This is a genomic window from Bradyrhizobium dasycarpum, from assembly GCF_042019905.1.
Lineage (GTDB): Bacteria > Pseudomonadota > Alphaproteobacteria > Rhizobiales > Xanthobacteraceae > Bradyrhizobium > Bradyrhizobium japonicum_B.
In genome coordinates, this window is sequence record NZ_CP169574.1 from 4,891,805 (window position 1) to 4,911,266 (window position 19,462).

General features: G+C 66.0%; 14 protein-coding genes, 2 pseudogenes and 1 riboswitch. Of the genes and pseudogenes, 12 read left to right on the top strand and 4 right to left on the bottom strand.

Annotated elements, in window-relative coordinates:
- Nucleotides 1-181: 181 nt before the first annotated feature.
- Nucleotides 182-505 (bottom strand): hypothetical protein, encoded by a 324-nt coding sequence (locus tag ACETMP_RS23425; RefSeq protein WP_375158052.1) that lies wholly within the window; start codon nucleotides 503-505, stop codon nucleotides 182-184.
- Here ACETMP_RS23425 and ACETMP_RS23430 point away from each other — a divergent pair.
- The 4 genes from ACETMP_RS23430 to cysN all read left to right on the top strand — a co-directional run bounded on the left by ACETMP_RS23430 (nucleotide 480) and on the right by cysN (nucleotide 5,931).
- A complete protein-coding gene (locus ACETMP_RS23430; protein WP_375158053.1) occupies nucleotides 480-1,895 on the top strand; it encodes a methyl-accepting chemotaxis protein in 1,416 nt (471 codons plus the stop codon). The two genes, ACETMP_RS23425 and ACETMP_RS23430, sit on opposite strands and share 26 nt — an antisense overlap.
- A gap of 153 nt (nucleotides 1,896-2,048) precedes the next feature.
- Nucleotides 2,049-3,068 carry a sulfotransferase family protein gene (locus tag ACETMP_RS23435; protein WP_375158054.1) on the top strand — a complete coding sequence of 340 codons (1,020 nt, stop codon included), beginning with the start codon at nucleotides 2,049-2,051 and terminating at the stop codon, nucleotides 3,066-3,068.
- Between the two features lie 5 nt (nucleotides 3,069-3,073).
- Nucleotides 3,074-4,036, top strand: coding sequence for a sulfate adenylyltransferase subunit CysD (cysD, locus tag ACETMP_RS23440; protein ID WP_375158055.1), 963 nt, complete (start codon nucleotides 3,074-3,076; stop codon nucleotides 4,034-4,036).
- Nucleotides 4,036-5,931 carry a sulfate adenylyltransferase subunit CysN gene (gene cysN, locus ACETMP_RS23445; RefSeq protein ID WP_375158056.1) on the top strand — a complete coding sequence of 632 codons (1,896 nt, stop codon included), beginning with the start codon at nucleotides 4,036-4,038 and terminating at the stop codon, nucleotides 5,929-5,931. Before cysD ends, cysN begins: the two co-directional genes overlap by 1 nt.
- A 77-nt stretch (nucleotides 5,932-6,008) precedes the next feature.
- Here cysN and ACETMP_RS23450 read toward each other — a convergent pair whose 3' ends face one another.
- Nucleotides 6,009-6,212: a DUF1674 domain-containing protein gene (locus ACETMP_RS23450; RefSeq protein WP_375158057.1), complete on the bottom strand. Its 204-nt coding sequence runs from the start codon at nucleotides 6,210-6,212 to the stop codon at nucleotides 6,009-6,011.
- A 190-nt stretch (nucleotides 6,213-6,402) separates the two neighbouring features.
- On the opposite strand from ACETMP_RS23450, the gene ACETMP_RS23455 reads away from it, so the two are divergent.
- From ACETMP_RS23455 to purH, 3 genes are all read left to right on the top strand, one after another.
- Nucleotides 6,403-7,749, top strand: coding sequence for an RsmB/NOP family class I SAM-dependent RNA methyltransferase (locus tag ACETMP_RS23455; RefSeq protein WP_375158058.1), 1,347 nt, complete (start codon nucleotides 6,403-6,405; stop codon nucleotides 7,747-7,749).
- Between the two features lie 157 nt (nucleotides 7,750-7,906).
- Entirely contained in the window at nucleotides 7,907-9,625 is a 1,719-nt protein-coding gene (locus ACETMP_RS23460) for a heparinase II/III family protein (protein WP_028133400.1), read from the top strand.
- A 57-nt stretch (nucleotides 9,626-9,682) separates the two neighbouring features.
- Nucleotides 9,683-9,764, top strand: a riboswitch (ZMP/ZTP riboswitch).
- Between the two features lie 25 nt (nucleotides 9,765-9,789).
- Nucleotides 9,790-11,382: a bifunctional phosphoribosylaminoimidazolecarboxamide formyltransferase/IMP cyclohydrolase gene (gene purH / locus ACETMP_RS23465; RefSeq protein ID WP_375158059.1), complete on the top strand. Its 1,593-nt coding sequence runs from the start codon at nucleotides 9,790-9,792 to the stop codon at nucleotides 11,380-11,382.
- 120 nt (nucleotides 11,383-11,502) lie between these two features.
- On the opposite strand, the pseudogene ACETMP_RS23470 reads toward purH, so the two are convergent.
- Nucleotides 11,503-12,889: pseudogene (locus ACETMP_RS23470) on the bottom strand (MFS transporter).
- Between the two features lie 102 nt (nucleotides 12,890-12,991).
- Here ACETMP_RS23470 and ggt point away from each other — a divergent pair.
- Nucleotides 12,992-14,741: pseudogene (gene ggt, locus ACETMP_RS23475) on the top strand (gamma-glutamyltransferase).
- A gap of 81 nt (nucleotides 14,742-14,822) precedes the next feature.
- On the opposite strand, the gene ACETMP_RS23480 reads toward ggt, so the two are convergent.
- Nucleotides 14,823-15,488 carry a glutathione S-transferase family protein gene (locus ACETMP_RS23480; protein WP_375158060.1) on the bottom strand — a complete coding sequence of 222 codons (666 nt, stop codon included), beginning with the start codon at nucleotides 15,486-15,488 and terminating at the stop codon, nucleotides 14,823-14,825.
- Between the two features lie 166 nt (nucleotides 15,489-15,654).
- Here ACETMP_RS23480 and ACETMP_RS23485 point away from each other — a divergent pair, with 166 nt between their 5' ends.
- From ACETMP_RS23485 to panE, 4 genes are all read left to right on the top strand, one after another.
- Nucleotides 15,655-16,251, top strand: coding sequence for a DUF2239 family protein (locus ACETMP_RS23485; protein ID WP_375158061.1), 597 nt, complete (start codon nucleotides 15,655-15,657; stop codon nucleotides 16,249-16,251).
- Between the two features lie 91 nt (nucleotides 16,252-16,342).
- Nucleotides 16,343-17,692: an MATE family efflux transporter gene (locus ACETMP_RS23490; RefSeq protein ID WP_375158062.1), complete on the top strand. Its 1,350-nt coding sequence runs from the start codon at nucleotides 16,343-16,345 to the stop codon at nucleotides 17,690-17,692.
- Nucleotides 17,693-17,794: 102 nt separating this feature from the next.
- Complete coding sequence (locus ACETMP_RS23495) at nucleotides 17,795-18,409, top strand: 2-hydroxychromene-2-carboxylate isomerase (RefSeq protein WP_375158063.1); 615 nt, start codon at nucleotides 17,795-17,797, stop codon at nucleotides 18,407-18,409.
- A 105-nt stretch (nucleotides 18,410-18,514) separates the two neighbouring features.
- Nucleotides 18,515-19,438, top strand: a complete 924-nt coding sequence (gene panE, locus ACETMP_RS23500) for a 2-dehydropantoate 2-reductase (protein ID WP_375158064.1) — start codon at nucleotides 18,515-18,517, stop codon at nucleotides 19,436-19,438.
- Nucleotides 19,439-19,462 lie beyond the last annotated feature (24 nt).

Consider the following 19,462-nt stretch of genomic DNA (forward strand, 5'->3'; position numbering starts at 1 on the left):
GGAACTCACAAGCACGAGCGCGCAGCCCCGGGGAAGCAGGAACCGCTGCGAGCCTGCACGAAATTCCGCTTCGAACGCATGTCAGCCGTAGTTCTACTGGGGGGCCGCGAATCTTTTCCAATTCTCAATCATTGGTTGCGCATACCTGTTATACAACAATCGAGGGGAGATTGCCGTGGGGTCATTCAGGTTTCGCATTGGAACAAAGCTCGGCATCGTCACGGGCGTGAGCGTCGTGTTGGTCGGCGGCATGCTGACCAATCAAATGCTCGGCAACCGCTCGATTGCGGAATCCAATCGCCTCGTCACGATCAACTATCTCAACAAGGGCAACGCGCAGGCGGCGCAGACGGCGATGGCACGCGCGCAGCTCGCCGCTCTCGAACTCGGCTCGGCACCGTCGGCCGGTGAGGCGGACAGGCTCCTCGAGGCTTCTCCGCAGCCGGGCAGGCGAAGCCGGCACGGAGATCCACGCCGCGATGGAGCGGGCGACCCGGAAGGTCACACAGGACGCCTACCGCGAGACCAAGAAATTCGTCGATGCGTATCTGGCCAGCGGCGTCGAGCTGGCGGCGGCGCAAAAGGCCGTCATTGCTGCCCCTGCAGGCGGTGCCAGGCTTGCAGCCGAGTCGGCCAGGGCAAGCATTCTCGCCGAGCAGATGCGGCCGGCAGCCCAGGAAGTCAGCAAGCGGATCGACGATCTCGTCGGCGTCGCCAACGAATTCGCCGCGCGCCGCAAGGGCGAGATGCTGGCCGAGCTGGACCGCGTCGCGAACTTCGCCTTGATCGTCGGCCTGTTCGTCGTCCTGACGCTGATCGGCTCCGCGATCTTTTCCGTCTTGAACGTCGCCCGCCCGATCCGGCGCATCGGCGACGTGCTCCTGCAACTCGCGGGAGGCAACAAGGCAGTCGAAATTCCCTACACAGGCCGCGGCGACGAGGTCGGTGACAACGCCCGCGCAGCACAGACCTTCAAGGAAAATCTGATTCGCATCGAGCAGATGGAAGTTGAGCAGAAGAACCAAGTAGCCGCAGCCGCCGCTCAGCGCAAGCAGGAGATGACCCGACTCGCCAACGCGTTCGAAACTGCGGTCGGCGGCATCATCGACTCGGTGTCGACCGCCTCCCAGCAGCTCGAAGCCGCGGCCGGCACATTGTCGGGCACGGCCGAACAGACTCAGCAGCTCTCCGGAATGGTCGCCGCCGCCTCGGAGGAGGCCTCCACGAATGTGGGAGCCGTGGCCTCCGCGGCCGAGGAGATGAGCACGTCGGTCGTCGAGATCGGCCGCCAGGTGCACGATTCCAGCCGCATCGCCGGCGATGCGGTCAAGCAGGCCGAGCGCACCGATGCCCGGATCAACGAGCTGCTCAAGGCGGCGGGCCGCATCGGCGACGTCGTCAAACTGATTACGGCCATCGCCGAGCAGACCAACCTCCTGGCGTTGAACGCAACGATCGAGGCCGCGCGCGCCGGCGAATCCGGCCGCGGCTTTGCGGTCGTGGCGAGCGAGGTCAAGGCGCTCGCGGCGCAAACCGCGCGTGCGACCGAGGAAATCAGCTCGCAGATCGCCGGCATGCAATCGGCAACGGAGGACTCCGTCGGAGCGATCAAGGAAATCGGGACGACCATCGGCCGCATCTCCGACATCTCGACGACCATTGCCGCGACGATCGAACAGCAGGGCGCAGCGACGGCCGAAATTGCGCGAAATGTCAGCGAAGCGGCCAAGGGAACGGTCGAAGTCGCGGACAAGATTGCCCACGTCAGCCACGGCGCCAGCGCGACCGGCGCGGCATCGGGACAGGTGTTGGCGTCGGCGCGCTCGCTGTCGCGCGAGAGCGGTCTCCTGAAGACCGAGGTCGAGAAGTTCCTCGACACCGTGCGCGCCGCATAGGTCCGCAACGACGCGGCGGGCGCCGTTGCCGTGCGCCCTGGACAATTACAACCCCGGGTTTACCCGGGTTTGACCGAGGTTATCGTCAACTATAGGTTGAACATCGAACCGTAAGCAACTTGCTTGCGGAACTTGTTCAGCGAGTCCCCCACCATGAACATCGACGCATCGTCCCCCGATTCGCTTGAGCGAGTCGCCGATCTCGTTCGTCAGCAACATAGTTCGCTCGAAACCACGCTGCTTTCGCCGGTGGACGGATTCCAAACCAGGGCCGTCGCGCTCGAGACGCTGATGCGCGAGGTGACGGAGTGCCTGGCCGACGGCTTCAAGCATCGTCCGCCGCAAGATTTTCCCATGCTCTATTTTGCATGCGGCAAGGCGCGCGTCGGATCGACGGCCCTGAGCAATCTGTTCGGCATGACGGGGATGCCTTCCTATTACCAGCCGTTGAAGGCCATGCTGCGCGATGCGCTCGTCGGGCACAGGCCGGCACCGTGGATCGTGCCGTCGGCGGGCGACGAGCCGCATATCTTCGGCAAGGAAACGATCGGACCCTACGTGCTCGCCGAGAGCCTGTTCAATCCGCTCAAGTTGCTGATCGAGGCGGGCTATCCGCCGCACCGCCTGCACCTCATCATGCTCGACCGCGAGCCGGCGAGCTCGCTGGCGTCGTGGCTCGACAAGCTGATCTCGCGCGCGCCTGCAGATGTACTGCTGCGGCACTATGTCGTCGCCGCGCTCAGCGCGGCTCAGGTCGCCAGCTACGCCCAGCGACACGACGTTGCCGTCACTCACTACGTCTACGAGGTGAGCAAGGAGGCCGTGTCGTCGATCCGCGTGCTGTTCGACCGGATCGGCCTTTCGGGCAGCTTCAACGAGAATGCCGTGACGTCCTGGCGGGAACCGGGAGAGGCGCAAGCGAACAATGCGCGCGTCATCTTCCCGAGGGAAGCGACCATCTACAAGGTGCCCAATCTGCACACCTCCGACAGTGCCTATCGCTACCAGCGCCGTGCCACCGCCTCTCTGAGCGAAGCGCAACGCGAGGTTCTGGAGCGCTGTGGTGTCAACGATGCCTATCGCGCCTCGGTCGCAGCCTGCGTTCGCGACCTCGGCCTGAATGCGGCGCTGTCGCAACGTCTGTTCGGCGACTGGTTCGCTGCGGCCGCGTGATCGTCATGCTGGACATTCCCACCATCGCCGATCCCACCCTCCGTGAAGATGCAGGCGGCAAGCAGCTTCACGTCGCCAGCCATCTCCGGCGCCTGGAAGCGGAAAGCATCCACATCCTGCGGGAGACGGCAGCCGAGTTCCGCAAGCCGGTCATGCTCTACTCGATCGGCAAGGATTCCTCGGTGCTGCTGCATCTGGCGATGAAGGCGTTTCATCCCGGCAAGCCGCCGTTTCCGCTGCTGCACGTCGACACCACCTGGAAGTTCCGCGAGATGATCGCATTTCGCGACCGCCGCGCACACGAACTCGGCCTCGATCTGATCGTCCATACCAACAACGACGGATTGCGCGAGGGCATCGACCCCTTCACCCACGGCTCGGCCCGCTACACCGACGTCATGAAGACGCAGGCGTTGCGGCAGGCGCTCGAATGTCACGGCTTCGATGCTGCGATCGGGGGAGCGCGGCGCGACGAGGAGAAGTCGCGTGCCAAGGAGCGCGTGTTCTCGCACCGGAGCGCGGCGCATCGCTGGGATCCGAAGAACCAGCGGCCCGAGCTCTGGAGCCTGTACAACACGATGCTCGCGCCCGGCGAGAGCATGCGGGTGTTTCCGCTGTCGAACTGGACCGAGCTCGACGTCTGGGACTACATCCTGCTCGAGGACATCCCGATCGTTCCACTCTATCTGGCGGCCGCACGCCCGGTGGTCGAGCGCGACGGCGCATTGATCATGGTGGACGACGAGCGGCTGCCGCTGCATGCAGATGAACAGCCGCAATGGCGCTCGGTCAGATTTCGGACCCTGGGCTGCTATCCGCTCAGCGGTGCCACGGTCTCGACGGCGGCAACCCTGCCCGAGATCGTGCGCGAGATGACGGCCTCGCGCACCTCCGAACGGCAGGGACGCATGATCGACCGGGACAGTCCGGCTTCGATGGAGCGCAAGAAAGCGGAAGGCTATTTCTGATGTCCTATCACGAAGCCCCCACGATCGCCGCTTCCGGTGCGCCGCGGCTGGACCAGGACGACCGTCCGACGCTGCGTTTCGTCACCTGCGGCAGCGTCGACGACGGCAAGAGCACGCTGGTCGGCCGCCTGCTCTACGATTCCAAGACGTTGCTCGACGACCAGCTCGACGCGCTGGCGTCCGAGAGCAAGACCGTCGGCACCACCGGCGGCGATCTCGATTTCGCGCTGTTGGTCGACGGCTTGCAGGCGGAACGCGAGCAGGGCATCACCATCGACGTCGCCTACCGCTTCTTTGCCACCAGGCTGCGCCGCTTCATCGTCGCCGACACGCCAGGGCATGCGCAATATACGCGCAACATGGCAACGGGCGCTTCCAACGCCGAGCTCGCCGTGGTGCTGGTCGACGCCCGCAAGGGCGTGATCACGCAGACGCGGCGCCATAGCCACATCCTGTCGCTGCTGGGTATCCGTCACGTCGTGCTAGCCGTGAACAAGATGGACCTGATCGGATTCGACGGGGATCGCTTTGCGGCCATCACTGCCGAATACCTGACCATGGCCGGGCAGCTCGGGATATCGCAGGTCCAGTGCATTCCGGTGGTGGCGCCCGACGGCGACAACATCGTCGCCCCGAGCGCGCGGATGCCCTGGTACGCCGGGCCGACCGTCACAGCCTATCTGGAGTCGGTCGACGTGTCCGGCGACGCCTCGCAGCGGCCGTTCCGGCTGCCGGTGCAATGGGTCAACCGGCCGAACGCGGAGTTTCGCGGTTTCTGCGGGCGGATCGCCAGCGGAGCGATTGCGACGGGCGAGACCGTCGCGGTGCAGCCCTCGGGCCGTCAGACCCGCGTCGCGCGCATTCTCACCCCCGGCGGCGAACGCGATCGCGCGGCGGCGGGCGAATCGGTCACGCTCACATTGGCCGACGAGATCGACGTCAGCCGCGGCGACGTGCTGACGGCAGGTCCCGCGCCGCAGCTCTCGGATCAATTGGTCGCCCACCTGGTCTGGTTCGACGACGAGCCCATGGTCGCGGGCCGACGCTATGTGCTCAAATGCGGCACGGCCTCGACCGGTGCGGTGGTCACGACGCTCAAGCACCGCATCGCCATCGACACCATGGCCCAGGAGAGCGCCGCGACGCTCGATGCCAACGAGATCGGCTTCGTCCATCTCAACCTCGACCGTCCATTGGCGTTCGAGGCCTATCGCGACGACCGCAACATGGGCAGCTTCATTCTGGTCGATCCGATCAGCCACCGCACCGCCGCGGCGGGAATGATCGCGCATTCTCTCCGCCGCGCCACCAACGTTCATTGGCAGCGGCTGGCCGTCGACAAATCGGTGCGCGCGCGGCTGAAGCAGCAACGGCCCTGCGTGCTCTGGTTCACAGGGCTGAGCGGTGCCGGCAAATCGACGATTGCCGATCTCGTCGACCGCAGGCTTGCCGAGCTCGGCCGCCACGCCGCGCTGCTCGACGGCGACAATCTTCGCCACGGCATCAACCGCGACCTCGGCTTCTCCAGCGCGGACCGGGCCGAGAACGTCCGGCGCGCCGGGGAGATCGCCGCGCTGTTCGTCGACGCCGGCATGATCGCGCTGGTTGCGCTGATCTCGCCGTTCCGCAGCGAGCGCGAGCTGGCGCGCCAGCGGGTCGAGGCGGACGAATTCATCGAGATCCATGTCGCGACCCCGCTCGCCGAATGCGAACGTCGCGATCCCAAGGGACTCTATCGCAAGGCACGGGCAGGCGAGATACCGGCGTTCACCGGCATCGACCAGCCTTATGAGACGCCGCAGGCACCGGAAATCACCATCGATAGCTCGGAGCTGTCGACCGACGCGGCTTGTGAGCGCATCATCGGTTACTTGCGAGAACGCAATTACCTGTGACGACTGGCCCAGCATCTGATGCAGCCACGAAGGACGTGCGCTCCCTCTCCGCTTGCGGGAAAGGTGAAGCAAGAGGCTCAGAAGTCGGAGGCGATGCCCTTGCGCTCCCAATCGCCGTAGCGGGTCGGCTCGGGTCCCTTCGGTCCCTGCAGCTCCTTCGCCTTGGCCTCACGGCTGGCTTCCGCAGCGGCAGCCTGCCGACGTGCCTCGGCTTCGGCCAGCGCGCGCTGGGCTGCCGGCGTGAGCGGCTTGCGATCGGGAACGGGAGGCTGGTCACTCATCGTCCGGTCTTCTAGCGCAGGACAGGCCGCAATGCGACGTGCAATAACGCATTCCTGAAATCAGGCCCGAAAGGGCTGAAAAAGCCGGAAGCGATTCTTACATTTGGCATATTCGCGTGCCAGAGATCACCTTCTCAAGGCATGCGCCCATTGCGGCGGAACTGCCGCTCGTTCAGAACCTTGCTTCCGCATGCCATCTCAACGTTTTGCTCCTCCGCCCGAAGTGCCAGGCCTTGCGGCACGACGGATTGCCGCCGACATCGTCGACGGCGTGCTGCACAAGCGCCGCACGCTTGACGACCAGCTCGACGGCAGCGGTGCCCATCCCGGACTGAAGTCGCTGGCCGACCGCGACCGGGCGTTGATGCGGCGCCTGGTCGCCACCGTGCTGCGCCGGCTCGGCACGCTCGGCCACGTGCTGTCGCGCCTGCTCGACAAGGGCATTCCTTCCGACGCGCCGCGCGCGCAGAGCGCGCTGCTGATCGGCGCGGCGCAGATCCTCTGGATGGACGTGCCGGATCACGCCGCCGTCGACCTCTCCGTTCGCCTGGTGCAATCCGACCGGCGCGCCGCGCGCTATGCCGGCCTCATCAATGCCGTGCTGCGCCGCTGCGCACGCGAGGGCAAGGCGCTGGTCGAGGAGGTCGCCACGCAATCGCTCGACCTTCCGCCATGGCTGCTCGCGCGCTGGAGCGCACATTATGGCGAAGCCACCGCAAGAGAGATGGCGCTGGCGCTCGGCCACGAGCCCTCGCTCGATCTCACCGTGAAGTCGGATCCCGCGCAATGGGCGAGCCGCCTGCACGGCGAGATGCTGCCGACCGGGACGGTGCGGATGCTGCTGCACGGCTCGGTGACGATGCTGCCCGGCTTCACCGAGGGACAATGGTGGGTGCAGGACGCCGCCGCCGCGCTGCCGGCCCGGCTGTTCGGCGACGTCAAAGGCAAGTCCATTGCAGATCTCTGCGCCGCCCCTGGCGGCAAGACCGCACAACTGGCGCTGGCGGGCGCTCAGGTCACGGCGATCGACCGCTCGCCGGCCCGGGTGGCACGGCTGCGCGAGAACCTGGCGCGGCTGTCGCTCCAGGCCGAGACCGTCGTCGCCGACGCCGTGGAATGGGCCGGCCCGGCCGAGGGCTTCGACGGTGTCCTGATCGATGCGCCCTGCACCTCGACCGGCACGATCCGCCGCCATCCCGACGTGGCCTGGCTGCGGCAGGAATCCGACATCGCCCCCCTGACCGCGCTCCAGCAACGGCTGCTGCGAAAATCGGTGTCGCTGCTCAAGCCGGGCGGTACACTGATCTACTGCACCTGCTCGCTGGAACCCGAAGAAGGCGAGCAGGCCGTGGCGACGCTGCTGGCGGCCGAGCCGGCGCTTCGCCGCGTCCCGATCGCGGCCGCGGAGGTCGCGGGCCTCAGCGAAATCCTCAACCCGGAGGGCGATCTGCGCACCCTGCCCTGCCATCTGCCGAACGCCGATCCCAAGCTCGGCGGACTCGACGGATTTTTCGCGGCCCGGCTGGTTAAATCCTGATTTTGCACTGGATTTTGCGACCACGGCGCTGATTCGCGCCGTTCAAGGTGGTGTCAGTCGGCCGATTTTGGGATTAATAGGGATTCGTCGCTAATTCTCTCCCCCTTCAAGGCACGGCGTGTCGGTCGCTCAACGCAGACATATCTCGACGTTGGTCATGAACCGCTTCGCGCGGAACATGCTTGCGCGCGCGAGCGGCGGTTCGGTTGCGCTGTCGCGGGTCTGGCCCAGCCGCACCGACCGGCTGATCATCGCGCCGCACGATCTGCGGACCGCGGATGCGACCCGCGCCGCCGAGATCTATGCCGGCCGCTTCGTCTTCGCCGGCAAGATCGTGAATTGCCACGGCCGCTCGATCTTCGATCTCGAGCCGCCGTCGGAGGACTGGGAGGTTGCGCTGCTCGGCTTCGGCTGGCTGCGCCATTTGCGCGCCGCCGACACCGCCCTCACACGCGCGAATGCGCGCGCTTTGATCGAGGACTGGATCGCCAACCCCGCCAACAAGCGCCGCCCCGTCGCGCGCCGCGCCGACGTGCTGGCGAGGCGCGTGATCTCCCTGCTGTCGCAGGCGCCGCTGGTGCTGAGCGAGACCGACAACAAATTCTACCGCCGTTACTTGCGCGCCCTCGCCCGCGAGATCCGGTTCCTGCGCTACACTATGGTCGACATTCCGGACGGAGTGCCGAAGCTCCAGGTGCTGATCGCGCTGTGTTATGCGGCGCTGTGCCTTGCCAACCAGACGCGTCACATCCGCAACGCATCGAAGAAGCTGTCAGACGAGTTGCAGCGGCAGATCCTGCCCGATGGCGGACACATCTCCCGCAACCCGGGCGCGCTGATCGAGCTCCTGATCGACCTCTTGCCCCTGCGGCAGACCTTTGCCGCGCGCAACATCGCGCCGCCGCCGGCGCTGCTCAACGCGATCGACCGCATGATGCCGATGCTGCGCTTCTTCCGGCACGGCGACGGCAATTTCGCGCTGTTCAACGGCATGAGCGCGACATCTTCGGACCTGCTCGCCACGCTGCTCGCCTATGACGACACCCACGGCGCGCCGATGGCCAACATGCCGCATACCGGCTTTCAGCGCCTCGATGCCGGCCAGACCACTGTGATCATCGACACCGGCCCGCCGCCGCCGGCCAGCGTCAGTCACGACGCCCATGCCGGCTGCCTGTCGTTCGAGCTGTCCTCCGGCATCAGCCGCATCGTCACCAATTGCGGCATGCCGACCACGGGGCGCGACAATTGGCGACCGTTCGCACGCGGCACCGCGGCCCATTCCACCCTGACCTACCACGACACCTCGTCCTGTCAGTTCGTCGAGATGTCGGCGATGAAGCGGCTGCTGCACGGCTCGCCGGTGACCAGCGGACCCGTCGAGGTCGAGAGCTATCGTGAGATCGTGCAGAACGGCACGCTGCTGACGACTTCGCATGACGGTTACCTCGCCAAATTCGGCGCGATCCACCGCCGTGTGCTGATGATCGCCAATGACGGCGCGCGCATCGATGGCGAGGACACGCTGTCGCCGCCGCAGGGCGGACGCTTCAAGGGCGCGGATGCCGATTTCGCGCTGCGCTTCCATCTGCATCCGGCGGTGAAGGCCAGCCGGCTGTCGGACGCCCGCGGCGTCATGCTGGTGCTGCCGAACCGCGACGTCTGGACCTTCGAGGCGCTCGACGACAAGGTCGACCTTGAGGACAGCGTGTTCCTGGCCGGCAACGACGGCCCCCGCCGCACCGCCCAGATCGTGATCCGGCAGGATGCCCGGCAGGCGCCCTCGATCCGCTGGAGCTTTGTGCGTTCCACCGCCTCGCCGGCGGTGACCAACGCCCGGAGAAATGCGCGGCGAGAGCCGGAACTACCGCTGTAAACGTGCGATTCAGTCAGATCCGGTCGTTGTGAAAACGGCCGAAAACTGCTATCGAGCCCTCGCTCGCGCGACTGGCGACCTTGGATGGAGCACCATCGGGAAGCGCGGGCCGTAGCCGCCGCGCGCCTGGGCATAGACACTCCTTAAGACAGAGGATCTTGCTCATGACTGACCATCCCCGCCGCGTCACCCGCGCCCTTCTCTCCGTCTCCGACAAGACTGGCCTGATCGAGTTCGCCAAGGCGCTGGCCGCGCACGATGTCGAGCTGGTCTCGACCGGCGGCACTGCGAAAGCGATCGCCGCGGCCGGTCTCACGGTGAAGGACGTCTCCGACCTTACCGGCTTCCCCGAGATGATGGACGGCCGCGTCAAGACGCTGCATCCGAAGGTGCATGGCGGCCTGCTCGCGATCCGCGACAACAAGGAGCATGTGGAGGCGATGAAGGCCCATGGCATCGCGCCGATCGACCTGCTCGTCGTCAACCTCTATCCGTTCGAAGCGACCGTCGACAAAGGCGCGGGCTTCGAGGATTGCATCGAGAACATCGACATCGGCGGCCCCGCCATGATCCGCGCCGCCGCCAAGAATCACGACGACGTCGCCGTCGTGGTCGAGGCTGATGACTACAAAGCCGTGCTCGACGAGCTCGCCGCCAACAAGGGCGCGACCACGCTGAAGCTGCGCCGGCGGCTTGCGGCAAAGGCCTATGCACGCACCGCGGCCTATGACGCCGCGATCTCGAACTGGTTCAACCGGCAGCTCGAGATCGACGCACCCGACTTCCGCGCCTTCGGCGGCCGGCTGATCCAGTCGTTGCGTTACGGCGAGAACCCGCACCAGACCGCGGCGTTCTATGCGACGCCGGACAAGCGCCCGGGCGTCTCGACCGCGCGGCAGCTCCAGGGCAAGGAGCTCTCCTACAACAACATCAACGACACCGACGCGGCCTATGAATGCATCGGCGAGTTCGACACCAGGCGCACCGCAGCCTGCGTCATCGTCAAGCACGCCAATCCCTGCGGCGTCGCGGAAGGCGCGAACCTCGTCGAGGCCTACCGCAAGGCGCTGGCCTGCGATTCCACCTCGGCCTTCGGCGGCATCATCGCGATGAACCGCGCGCTCGACGCCGACACCGCGCGCGAGATCACGAAAATCTTTACCGAGGTGATCATCGCGCCCGACGCCACCGAGGAAGCGATCGCCATCATCGGCGGCAAGAAGAATCTGCGCCTGCTGCTCGCCGGCAGCCTGCCCGACCCCCGCGCGCCGGGCCTCACCGCCAAGACGGTGGCGGGCGGCCTGCTCGTGCAAAGCCGCGACAATGCCGTGGTCGACGATATGACGTTCAAGGTCGTGACCAAGCGGGCACCGACGGAGGCCGAGATGCGCGACCTCAAATTCGCGTTCCGCGTCGCCAAGCACGTCAAGTCCAACACCATCATCTACGCCAAGGATCTCGCCACCGTCGGCATCGGCGCGGGGCAGATGAGCCGGGTGGATTCAGCCCGTATCGCCGCGCGCAAGGCGCAGGATGCGGCGAACGAGCTGAAGCTCCCCGAGCCGCTCACCAAGGGTTCGGTTGTGGCCTCGGATGCCTTCTTCCCCTTCGCCGACGGCATGCTCGCCTGCATCGAGGCCGGCGCTACCGCCGTGGTGCAGCCCGGCGGCTCGATGCGCGACGACGAGGTGATCAAGGCCGCCGACGAGCACGGCATCGCCATGGTGTTCACGGGCACGCGGCACTTCAGGCACTGAGCTTGCTGTCATTCCGGGGCGCGCAAGGCGCGAACCCGGAATCTATCGTGCAGCGTCCCATGCAGAGAAACGGATTCCGGGCTCGCGCCTTCGGCGCGCCCCGGAATGACGATGGGGATGCTAATCCCGCACCCGCATCAATAATCCCAGCCCTGCGACGAAGAACACCACCAGCACGGCCATGCCGGCCTTCTGGCTGGCGGTCGCAGCCGTAATCATTCCGATCAGCAATGGGCCGATGAAGGACGTCACCTTTCCGGTCAGTGCGAACAGGCCAAAATACTGCGCGATCCGGTCTTTCGGTGCGAGGTGGATCAGCAGCGTGCGTGAGGCGGCCTGGAGTGGACCGCCGGCCGCGCCGATCAGACAGCCCAGGACGAGATAGGCGCGCTCGGCCGCGCTTCGAGAACAAGCCCGCGCCCGCTTGCGGCGGCGCGACCTTGACAAACAACACGCTGTCCTTGTCGACCAGCAGGATCGCCGCCACGGACATCAAGAGAAGCAGCAGGCTGCCGGCAATGACGCGCTTCGGCCCCAGACGATCATCCAGCTTGCCGCCGAACCATGCGCCGAATGCGCCGGCGATGGCGAGCATGATGCCGAACGTGCCGATCTGGATCGTGTGCCAGCCGAACGTGCCCGCGGCATAGATGCCGCCGAAGGCAAACAGCGACACCAGACCGTCGGTGTAGATCATGTTGGCGAGCAGGAACGCCGCGAGCGACTTCTGCTTCGGCAGATGCTTGATCGATTGCCTGAGCTCCGACAGGCCCTCGCGCAGCGCCTCGTGCAGCGGACGCTTGGCCGGATAGTCCGGCGTGAACAGGAACATCGGCGTCACGAAGATGATGAACCACAGCCCGGTCAGCGGCCCGGCGGCACGGTCGCCCTGATGCGTCACGGGATCGAACCCGAACAATGGCGTGAGGCCGAGCAGCGTGCGGCCGGTCTCGGGATTGGCGGCGAGGAGGCCGAGCACGATGATCAGGCTGACGATGCCGCCGACATAGCCGGTCGCCCAGCCGGTGCCGGAGAGCCGGCCGATCCGCTCCGGCGGCACCAGGGTCGGCATCATCGCATTGTTGAAGACGGTGGCGAACTCGGCACCGATGCTGGCGAGCGCAACCGCGGTGAGCAGCAACGGAATGACGGCGGCATCGCCGGGCCTGCCGATCCACAGCGTGCACGATGCCAGCACCAGCACCGTGCCGAATCCCGCGATCCATGGTTTCCTGCGGCCCGCGGCGTCGGCGATGGCTCCCAGCACCGGCGACAATAGCGCGATTGCAAGGCCCGCCGAAGCCATCGCAAATCCCCACAGCGATTGGCCGGCGGCGGGATTCGGCGCAATGCTGGTGGCAAAATAGGGCGCGAACACGAAGGTCGTGATCAACGTGAAATAGGGCTGCGCGGCCCAATCGAAGAGGATCCAGCCGACGACGGCGGTGCGGGGCGGATAAGTCCGCAGCGCATCGGCCATGCGCGCATCCGGGGCGATCGTCGTCATCACGCAGGCCTCATCACGAACAGTTTTGCCTCTCTTGAGCCAAACCGTATAGCATTGCGGCGAGGCGTGTGAACTGGTCGAAGTCCCGGCGGAAGTTTGATAATGTCGTCACATTCGACACGGCGAACGTTTTTCGCCGTCATAGCCGCTCTGGCGTTCGGTCTCGCCGTCGCGACTGCCCAGGATGCGCGACAGACCTATGTTCCAGCCGCGCCCGGCACGGTGCGCGCCATTGCCGCCGAACACGGCATGGTGGTCGCGCAGGAGAAGATATCCGCGCAAGTCGGCGCCGAGGTCCTGCGGCGCGGCGGCAATGCGGTCGATGCGGCCGTCGCGACCGGCTTTGCGATGGCCGTGACCTATCCGCGCGCCGGCAATATCGGCGGCGGCGGCTTCATGGTGATTCATTCCGCCGACCGCAACGAAGACGTCACGATCGACTACCGCGAGACGGCGCCGGCTGCGACCACGCCGCAGATCTTCCTCGGCGCCGACGGCAAGCCCGATCCGGCGAAGTCACGGGATTCCGCCCTTGGCGTCGGCGTGCCCGGCACGGTCGCGGGACTCAGTCTGGCACTGGAGAAATACGGCTCGGGCCGGTTCACGCTGGCGCAGTTGCTCGAGCCTGCGATTGCGCTCGCGCGCGATGGTTTCGTCGTCAGCGACGACATCGCCGATACGCTGCCGGGCTGGCACTGGCGGCTGGCACGCTGGCCTTCGACCGCCAAGATCTTCTCACGGCCCGATGGCACGCCGCTTCGCGAGGGCGACAGGCTGATGCAGGGCGACCTTGCCGAAACACTGTCGGCCATCGCGGCACAGGGACCGCGCGGCTTCTATGAGGGACCGGTCGCGGAAAAGCTCGCCAAAGCCGTGGCTGATGCCGGCGGCATCATGACGCCGGCCGATTTGAAGACCTATCAGGCCGTGATCCGCGCGCCGGTGCGCGGCACCTATCGCGGCTACGACATCGTGTCGATGCCGCTGCCTTCGTCCGGAGGCGTCGTCTTGGTGGAGACGCTCAACATCCTCGAGGGCTTTCAGCTTGGCGACTTGAAGCAGGGATCGCCGGCATCCCTGCATCTCCTGGTCGAGGCCATGAAGCGGGCCTATGCGGACCGCGCGCGCTATCTCGGCGATCCCGCCTTCGTCAACGCACCGATCGAGAGGCTCACCGCGAAGGACTACGCCGCCAGGCTGCGTTCCGGCATCACGGCCGATCGCGCCACTCCGTCGAAAGAGCTGGCCTCTGCGGCCCCCTCGCCGCGTGAGGGTAGCAACACCACGCATTTCTCCGTGGTGGATTCCGGCGGCAACGCGGTCAGCAACACTTACACGCTGAACTTCAGCTACGGCGTCGGCCTCGTTGCCGACGGCACCGGCGTGCTGCTCAACAACGAGCTCGACGATTTCACCGCCGCGGTCGGCGCTTCCAATGCCTACGGCCTCGTCGGCTTCGAGGCCAATCTGCCCGGACCTGGCAAACGTCCGCTCTCGTCGATGTCGCCGACCATCGTGCTCAGGAACGGCAAGCCGGTGCTGGTGACGGGCTCGCCCGGCGGCAGCCGCATCATTTCCAGCGTGCTGCAGGTGATCGTGAACGTCCTGGACTACAAGATGGATGTCGCGGCCGCCGTCGCAGCGCCACGGCTGCATCACCAATGGTTGCCCGACGAAGTGCGGATCGAGCGCGGCTTTCCCGACGATGTGCTGCTCGAGGCTGAAGGCGAGGGGCCATGCGATCGTCGAGCCGATGGGGCAGACATCGGCCAATTCGATTCTCGTGACGCCGAACGGGCCGCTCGGCGCACCGGATCCCCGCACGCGGGGCGCAGAAGCGGCCGGCCAGTAACCGCTTCGTTTGCATGGCCAGGTGCGCGATTGCGCACCACGGTTGAGTGCTGCGCATGGCGCGGAAAGACGGGAGAGAAGCTTACCGCCCCACCTCGTACGGCCCGCCCTTTTCCAGTGCACGCGCATAGGCCGGCCGCGCGTGGATGCGTTCGAGGAATGCCATTGCCTTGGGATGGCCCTGCTCGAGCCCGCCGCGCGCTTGCGCCGCTTCAAGCGGAAAGCTCATCTGGATGTCGGCTGCGGTGAATTCGTTGCCGGCGAACCATTCGCTCTTCGCAAGCTCGCCTTCCCAATAGTCCATGTGCTGCTTGAGCTGCGGATTGACCAGCGTGGTCAGCGCCTGGTTCGAGACCTTGCGCACCAGCGGACGAAGCAGCGCCGGCGCGCGCTTCGGCATCAGCGTGAACAGCAGCTTCAACAGCAGCGGCTGCATCGCCGATCCCTCGGCATAATGCAGCCAGTAGGTGAAGCGCAGCCGCTCCGGCGTGTTCGGTGGCGGAATCAGCCGGCCATTGCCGTAGGTCGCGACGATATATTCGATGATCGCACCCGACTCGGCGATGGTATTGCCGTTGTCGGTGATGACGGGCGACTTGCCGAGCGGGTGGATGGCGCGCAGCTCCTTCGGCGCACGCATGTCGGGCTGGCGCTGGTAGCGCACGATCTCGTAAGGGACGCCTAGCTCCTCGAGCAACCACAGCACGCGCTGCGAGCGGGAATTGTTGAGGTGGTGAACAATCAGCATCGTGAGGTCCCCAGGGCTAGGCGTGGTGGCTAGGCGCAGTCGTGCGGCGGCGCCGTTGGTGCCAGCCCAGGGGCGCAATGTCGAGCCGAGGGTGCGAAGATTTTCACCCGGGTATATTGACGTTGATAATTTACCCGGGTATTAAATGAGACCCGACGTCATCAATATGGCAATGATTTCAATGCATAGGACTTTCACCGCCTTCCAGGGGCCGCGTCGCCTGGTGTCCGGACCCGCAGGCGAAGTCGCGCTGGTGGTCAAGCGGGTGGCGCCACGGCCGGACGAGGCCATCATCATCTTCGAGGACGCCACGGGCCTATCGATCGACTTCGATCTGCGCGGCGGCGATCGCGAGGTGCTGGCGCGGCTGGCCAAGCTCGTCCCGCCGCCGGTCGAGGCGAGCACGCCGCCGAGCGAGCCACGCGGCCGCGGCCGGCCCAAGCTCGGCGTCGTCGCGCGCGAGGTGACGCTGTTGCCGCGGCACTGGGAGTGGCTCGGCGCGCAGCCGGGCGGCGCCTCGGTCGCGCTGCGCAAGCTCGTCGACGAGGCGAGGCGCGCCAGCGGCGACAAGGACCGCGAGCGGCAGGCGCGCGATGCGGCCTATCACTTCATGTCGACCATGGCGGGCAATCTGCCGCGGTTCGAGGAAGCTTCGCGCGCGCTGTTCGCAGACGACCGGCGGCGCTTCACCGCAACTATCGCCGACTGGCCGGCCGACATCCGCGACCACATCGTCAAGCTCGCCTACAGCGACCGCGCGTAAACCGCGCGGCGCTCTTCACAACCTCCATCGACGGCCGAGCCGCGCACCTTGCGCGGCAACGGCTCCGCACGCCCTGATGAAAGGCCGATCCATGTCCGCCCCAAAACCGCTCTGGACGACATTCCTCCGCTTCCTCGCGCCCTTGATGCTGAGCAACGCGCTGCAATCGCTGTTCGGCACCGTCAGCAACGTCTATCTCGGCCAGATGATCGGCGTCGACGCGCTGGCGGCGGTCTCGGTGTTCTTCCCCGTGATGTTCTTCCTGTTCGCCTTCGTCATGGGCCTCAGCACCGGCGCGACCGTCCTGATCGGCCAGGCCTTTGGCGCGCGCGAGCCCGACAAGATCAGGAGCATCGCGGGCACGACGCTCGCGATCGGCCTTCTGCTCTCCACTTCGATTGCGCTGATCGGCGGGCTCTTCAGCCGTCAGCTGATGATGGCGCTTGCCACGCCCGCGGACATTCTCGATCAGGCCAGCACCTATGCGCGGATCATGCTGCTGACCATGCCGCTCGGCTTCGTCTTCCTGCTGATGACGGCGATGATCCGCGGCGTCGGCGACGCACTGACGCCGCTGCTGGCGCTGGCGCTGTCGACTGCGATCGGCCTGATCCTGACACCGATGCTGATCCACGGGTCGTTCGGATTGCCGCCGGCCGGCGTCGCCAGCCCGGCATGGGCGGCCGCGATCGCGAACGCGCTCACCTTGATCGCGCTCACAGTCTATCTGCTGCTGAAGAAGCACGCGCTCGCGCCGGACGCGGCCCTGCTGCGTCAGCTGCGGCTGAACCGCGCCATGCTTGGCAAGATTCTCGGAATCGGGTTGCCGAGCGCCATCGGCATGATGGTGATGGCGATCGCGGAGCTGGTCCTGCTCGGCCTCGTCAACGGCTTCGGGTCGGATGCCACGGCGGCCTATGGCGCCGTCAACCAGGTGATGGGCTACACGCAGTTCACGGCGATGTCGATTTCGATCGCCGTCTCGATCCTTGGCGCGCAGGCAGTCGGCGGTGGCGACAGAACTCGGCTCGACGGCATCGTGCGCACCGGGCTCGCCTTCAACTTCGTCCTGACCGGCGGGCTGGTGGCGCTGATCTATCTGGCGCCGCGTGCCATCCTCGGCATCTTCATCACCGACGCCGCCGTGCTCGATCTGGCGAAAGGCCTGCTCGACATCGCCCTGTGGAGTTCGGTGCCGTTCGGCCTGGCCACGGTGTATTCCGGGGCCATGCGCGCGGCGGGCGTCGCGCTGACGCCGATGCTGCTCTCGATCTTCGCCATCGTCGCGATCGAGCTGCCTACCGCGGTGATCCTGAGCCGCACGATCGGCCTTCAGGGCGTATGGGCCGCCTATCCCATCGTGTTCTGCGCTATGTTCGTCTTGCAGATGGGCTATTACCTCGCGGTCTGGCGCAAGCGCGCGATCCGGCGTCTGATCTGACGCTCAGAGTATTATGACCATCATTAAACGGTGGACCTGTGGCGCGCCCTGCGCCACAATGGAAAAAAGCCAGATCAGAAAGTTAGGTCAGGGAGAGTGAGTTTGACCCGCATTGCCCCGCAGTTCCTGTTCGATTTCGGCAGCCCGAACGCCTATCTCAGCCATCTCGCGATTCCCGCAATCGAGCAGCGCATCGGCGTCAGGTTCGAATACGTCCCGATCCTGCTCGGCGGCATCTTCAAGTCGACCAACAACAGGTCGCCGGCCGAGACGCTCGCCGGCATCAAGAACAAGCGTGAATTCCAGCAGGTCGAGACCGAGCGCTTCATCAAGCGCTTCAAGGTCCAGCCCTATGTCTGGAATCCGCACTTTCCCGTCAACACGCTGAACCTGATGCGCATGGCGATCGCGGCGCAAGCGGAAGGCGTGTTCGAGGCCTATGTCGAGGCCGCCTTCCATCACATGTGGCGCGAGCCGAAGAAGATGGACGATCCTGAAGTCGCGGTGAAGGCACTGGCGTCCTCCGGCCTCGACGCCCAAAAGCTGTTTACCCGCGCGCAGGAACCCGAGGTGAAGGCCAGGCTGCTCAAGAACACCGAGGAGGCGGTCGTGCGCGGCGCGTTCGGCTCGCCGACCTTCTTCGTCGGCAACGAGATGTTCTTTGGCAAGGAGCAGCTCCGTGAGGTCGAGGAGATGGTGCTGGAACGGGGCGAATAGGGAATGGCGAATAGCGAGTCGTGAAATTGTGACTCGTGATTTGCGGCCTCGCACCCTATTCGCTATTCCCTACTCGCCATTCGCCTCGTTCAACGGAGCTCTCGCATGCGTATCCTGGTGGTCGGCGCCGGCGCCATCGGCGGCTATTTTGGTGGCAGGCTGTTGCAGGCTGGCCGCGACGTCACCTTCCTGGTCCGGCCGCGCCGGGCCGGCGAGCTCGCCAGCGCCGGGCTCGTCATCAAGAGCCCGAATGGCGACGTGACCCTGAAGAATCCGCCGACCGTGCAGGCCGACGCGCTCAAGGACAAGTTCGACGTCGTGCTGCTCAGCTGCAAGGCGTTCGATCTCGACGACGCCATCAGGTCGTTCGCGGCCGCCGTCGGGCCGAACACCGCGATCATCCCGATGCTCAACGGCATGAAGCATCTCGACATCCTCGACGAAAAGTTCGGCAAGGAGCGCGTGCTCGGCGGTCTCTGCGCCATCGCCGCGACCTTGAACGAGCAGCGCGAGGTGGTGCAGCTCCAGCCGATGCAGGCGATCAGCTACGGCGAGCGCGACGGCAAGCTGTCCGATCGCGTCAAGGCGATCGACGAAGCCTTCAAGAGCGGCATCACCGGCGCCGCCGCCAGCCAGAACATCATGCAGGACATGTGGGAGAAGTGGGTATTCCTCGCTTCGCTCGCGGCATCCACCAGCCTGATGCGGACCTCCGTCGGCAACATCCTCACAGCGCCCGGCGGCCGGGATTTCCTGCTCGGCATGCTGGATGAGACCAGCGCGATCGCCACCGCGTCGGGCTATCCGCCGGGCGGGCCGTTCTTCGAGCGGGTGAAGGGCAACCTCACCACCGAGGGCTCGCCGATGACGGCCTCGATGTTCCGCGACATCAAGGCCGGCCTGCCGGTCGAGGCCGATCACGTCATCGGCGACCTCATCGCGCGCGCCGACGCCGCCAAGGTGCCGGTGCCGAAACTGCGCATCGCCTACACGCATTTGAAGGCGTATGAGAAGCAACGGCTGGGGTAGGTCCAAACCCTCTGCCTTCGTCCC

Excerpts from the sequence above, each read along its gene's own strand:
- ACETMP_RS23430 (WP_375158053.1), top strand. The coding sequence starts at position 480 with ATGGAGCGGGCGACCCGGAAGGTCACACAGGACGCCTACCGCGAGACC.
- ACETMP_RS23435 (WP_375158054.1), top strand. The coding sequence starts at position 2,049 with ATGAACATCGACGCATCGTCCCCCGATTCGCTTGAGCGAGTCGCCGAT.
- cysD (WP_375158055.1), top strand. The coding sequence starts at position 3,074 with ATGCTGGACATTCCCACCATCGCCGATCCCACCCTCCGTGAAGATGCA.
- cysN (WP_375158056.1), top strand. The coding sequence starts at position 4,036 with ATGTCCTATCACGAAGCCCCCACGATCGCCGCTTCCGGTGCGCCGCGG.
- ACETMP_RS23450 (WP_375158057.1), bottom strand. The coding sequence starts at position 6,212 with ATGAGTGACCAGCCTCCCGTTCCCGATCGCAAGCCGCTCACGCCGGCA.
- ACETMP_RS23455 (WP_375158058.1), top strand. The coding sequence starts at position 6,403 with ATGCCATCTCAACGTTTTGCTCCTCCGCCCGAAGTGCCAGGCCTTGCG.
- ACETMP_RS23460 (WP_028133400.1), top strand. The coding sequence starts at position 7,907 with ATGAACCGCTTCGCGCGGAACATGCTTGCGCGCGCGAGCGGCGGTTCG.
- purH (WP_375158059.1), top strand. The coding sequence starts at position 9,790 with ATGACTGACCATCCCCGCCGCGTCACCCGCGCCCTTCTCTCCGTCTCC.
- ACETMP_RS23480 (WP_375158060.1), bottom strand. The coding sequence starts at position 15,488 with ATGCTGATTGTTCACCACCTCAACAATTCCCGCTCGCAGCGCGTGCTG.
- ACETMP_RS23485 (WP_375158061.1), top strand. The coding sequence starts at position 15,655 with ATGGCAATGATTTCAATGCATAGGACTTTCACCGCCTTCCAGGGGCCG.
- ACETMP_RS23490 (WP_375158062.1), top strand. The coding sequence starts at position 16,343 with ATGTCCGCCCCAAAACCGCTCTGGACGACATTCCTCCGCTTCCTCGCG.
- panE (WP_375158064.1), top strand. The coding sequence starts at position 18,515 with ATGCGTATCCTGGTGGTCGGCGCCGGCGCCATCGGCGGCTATTTTGGT.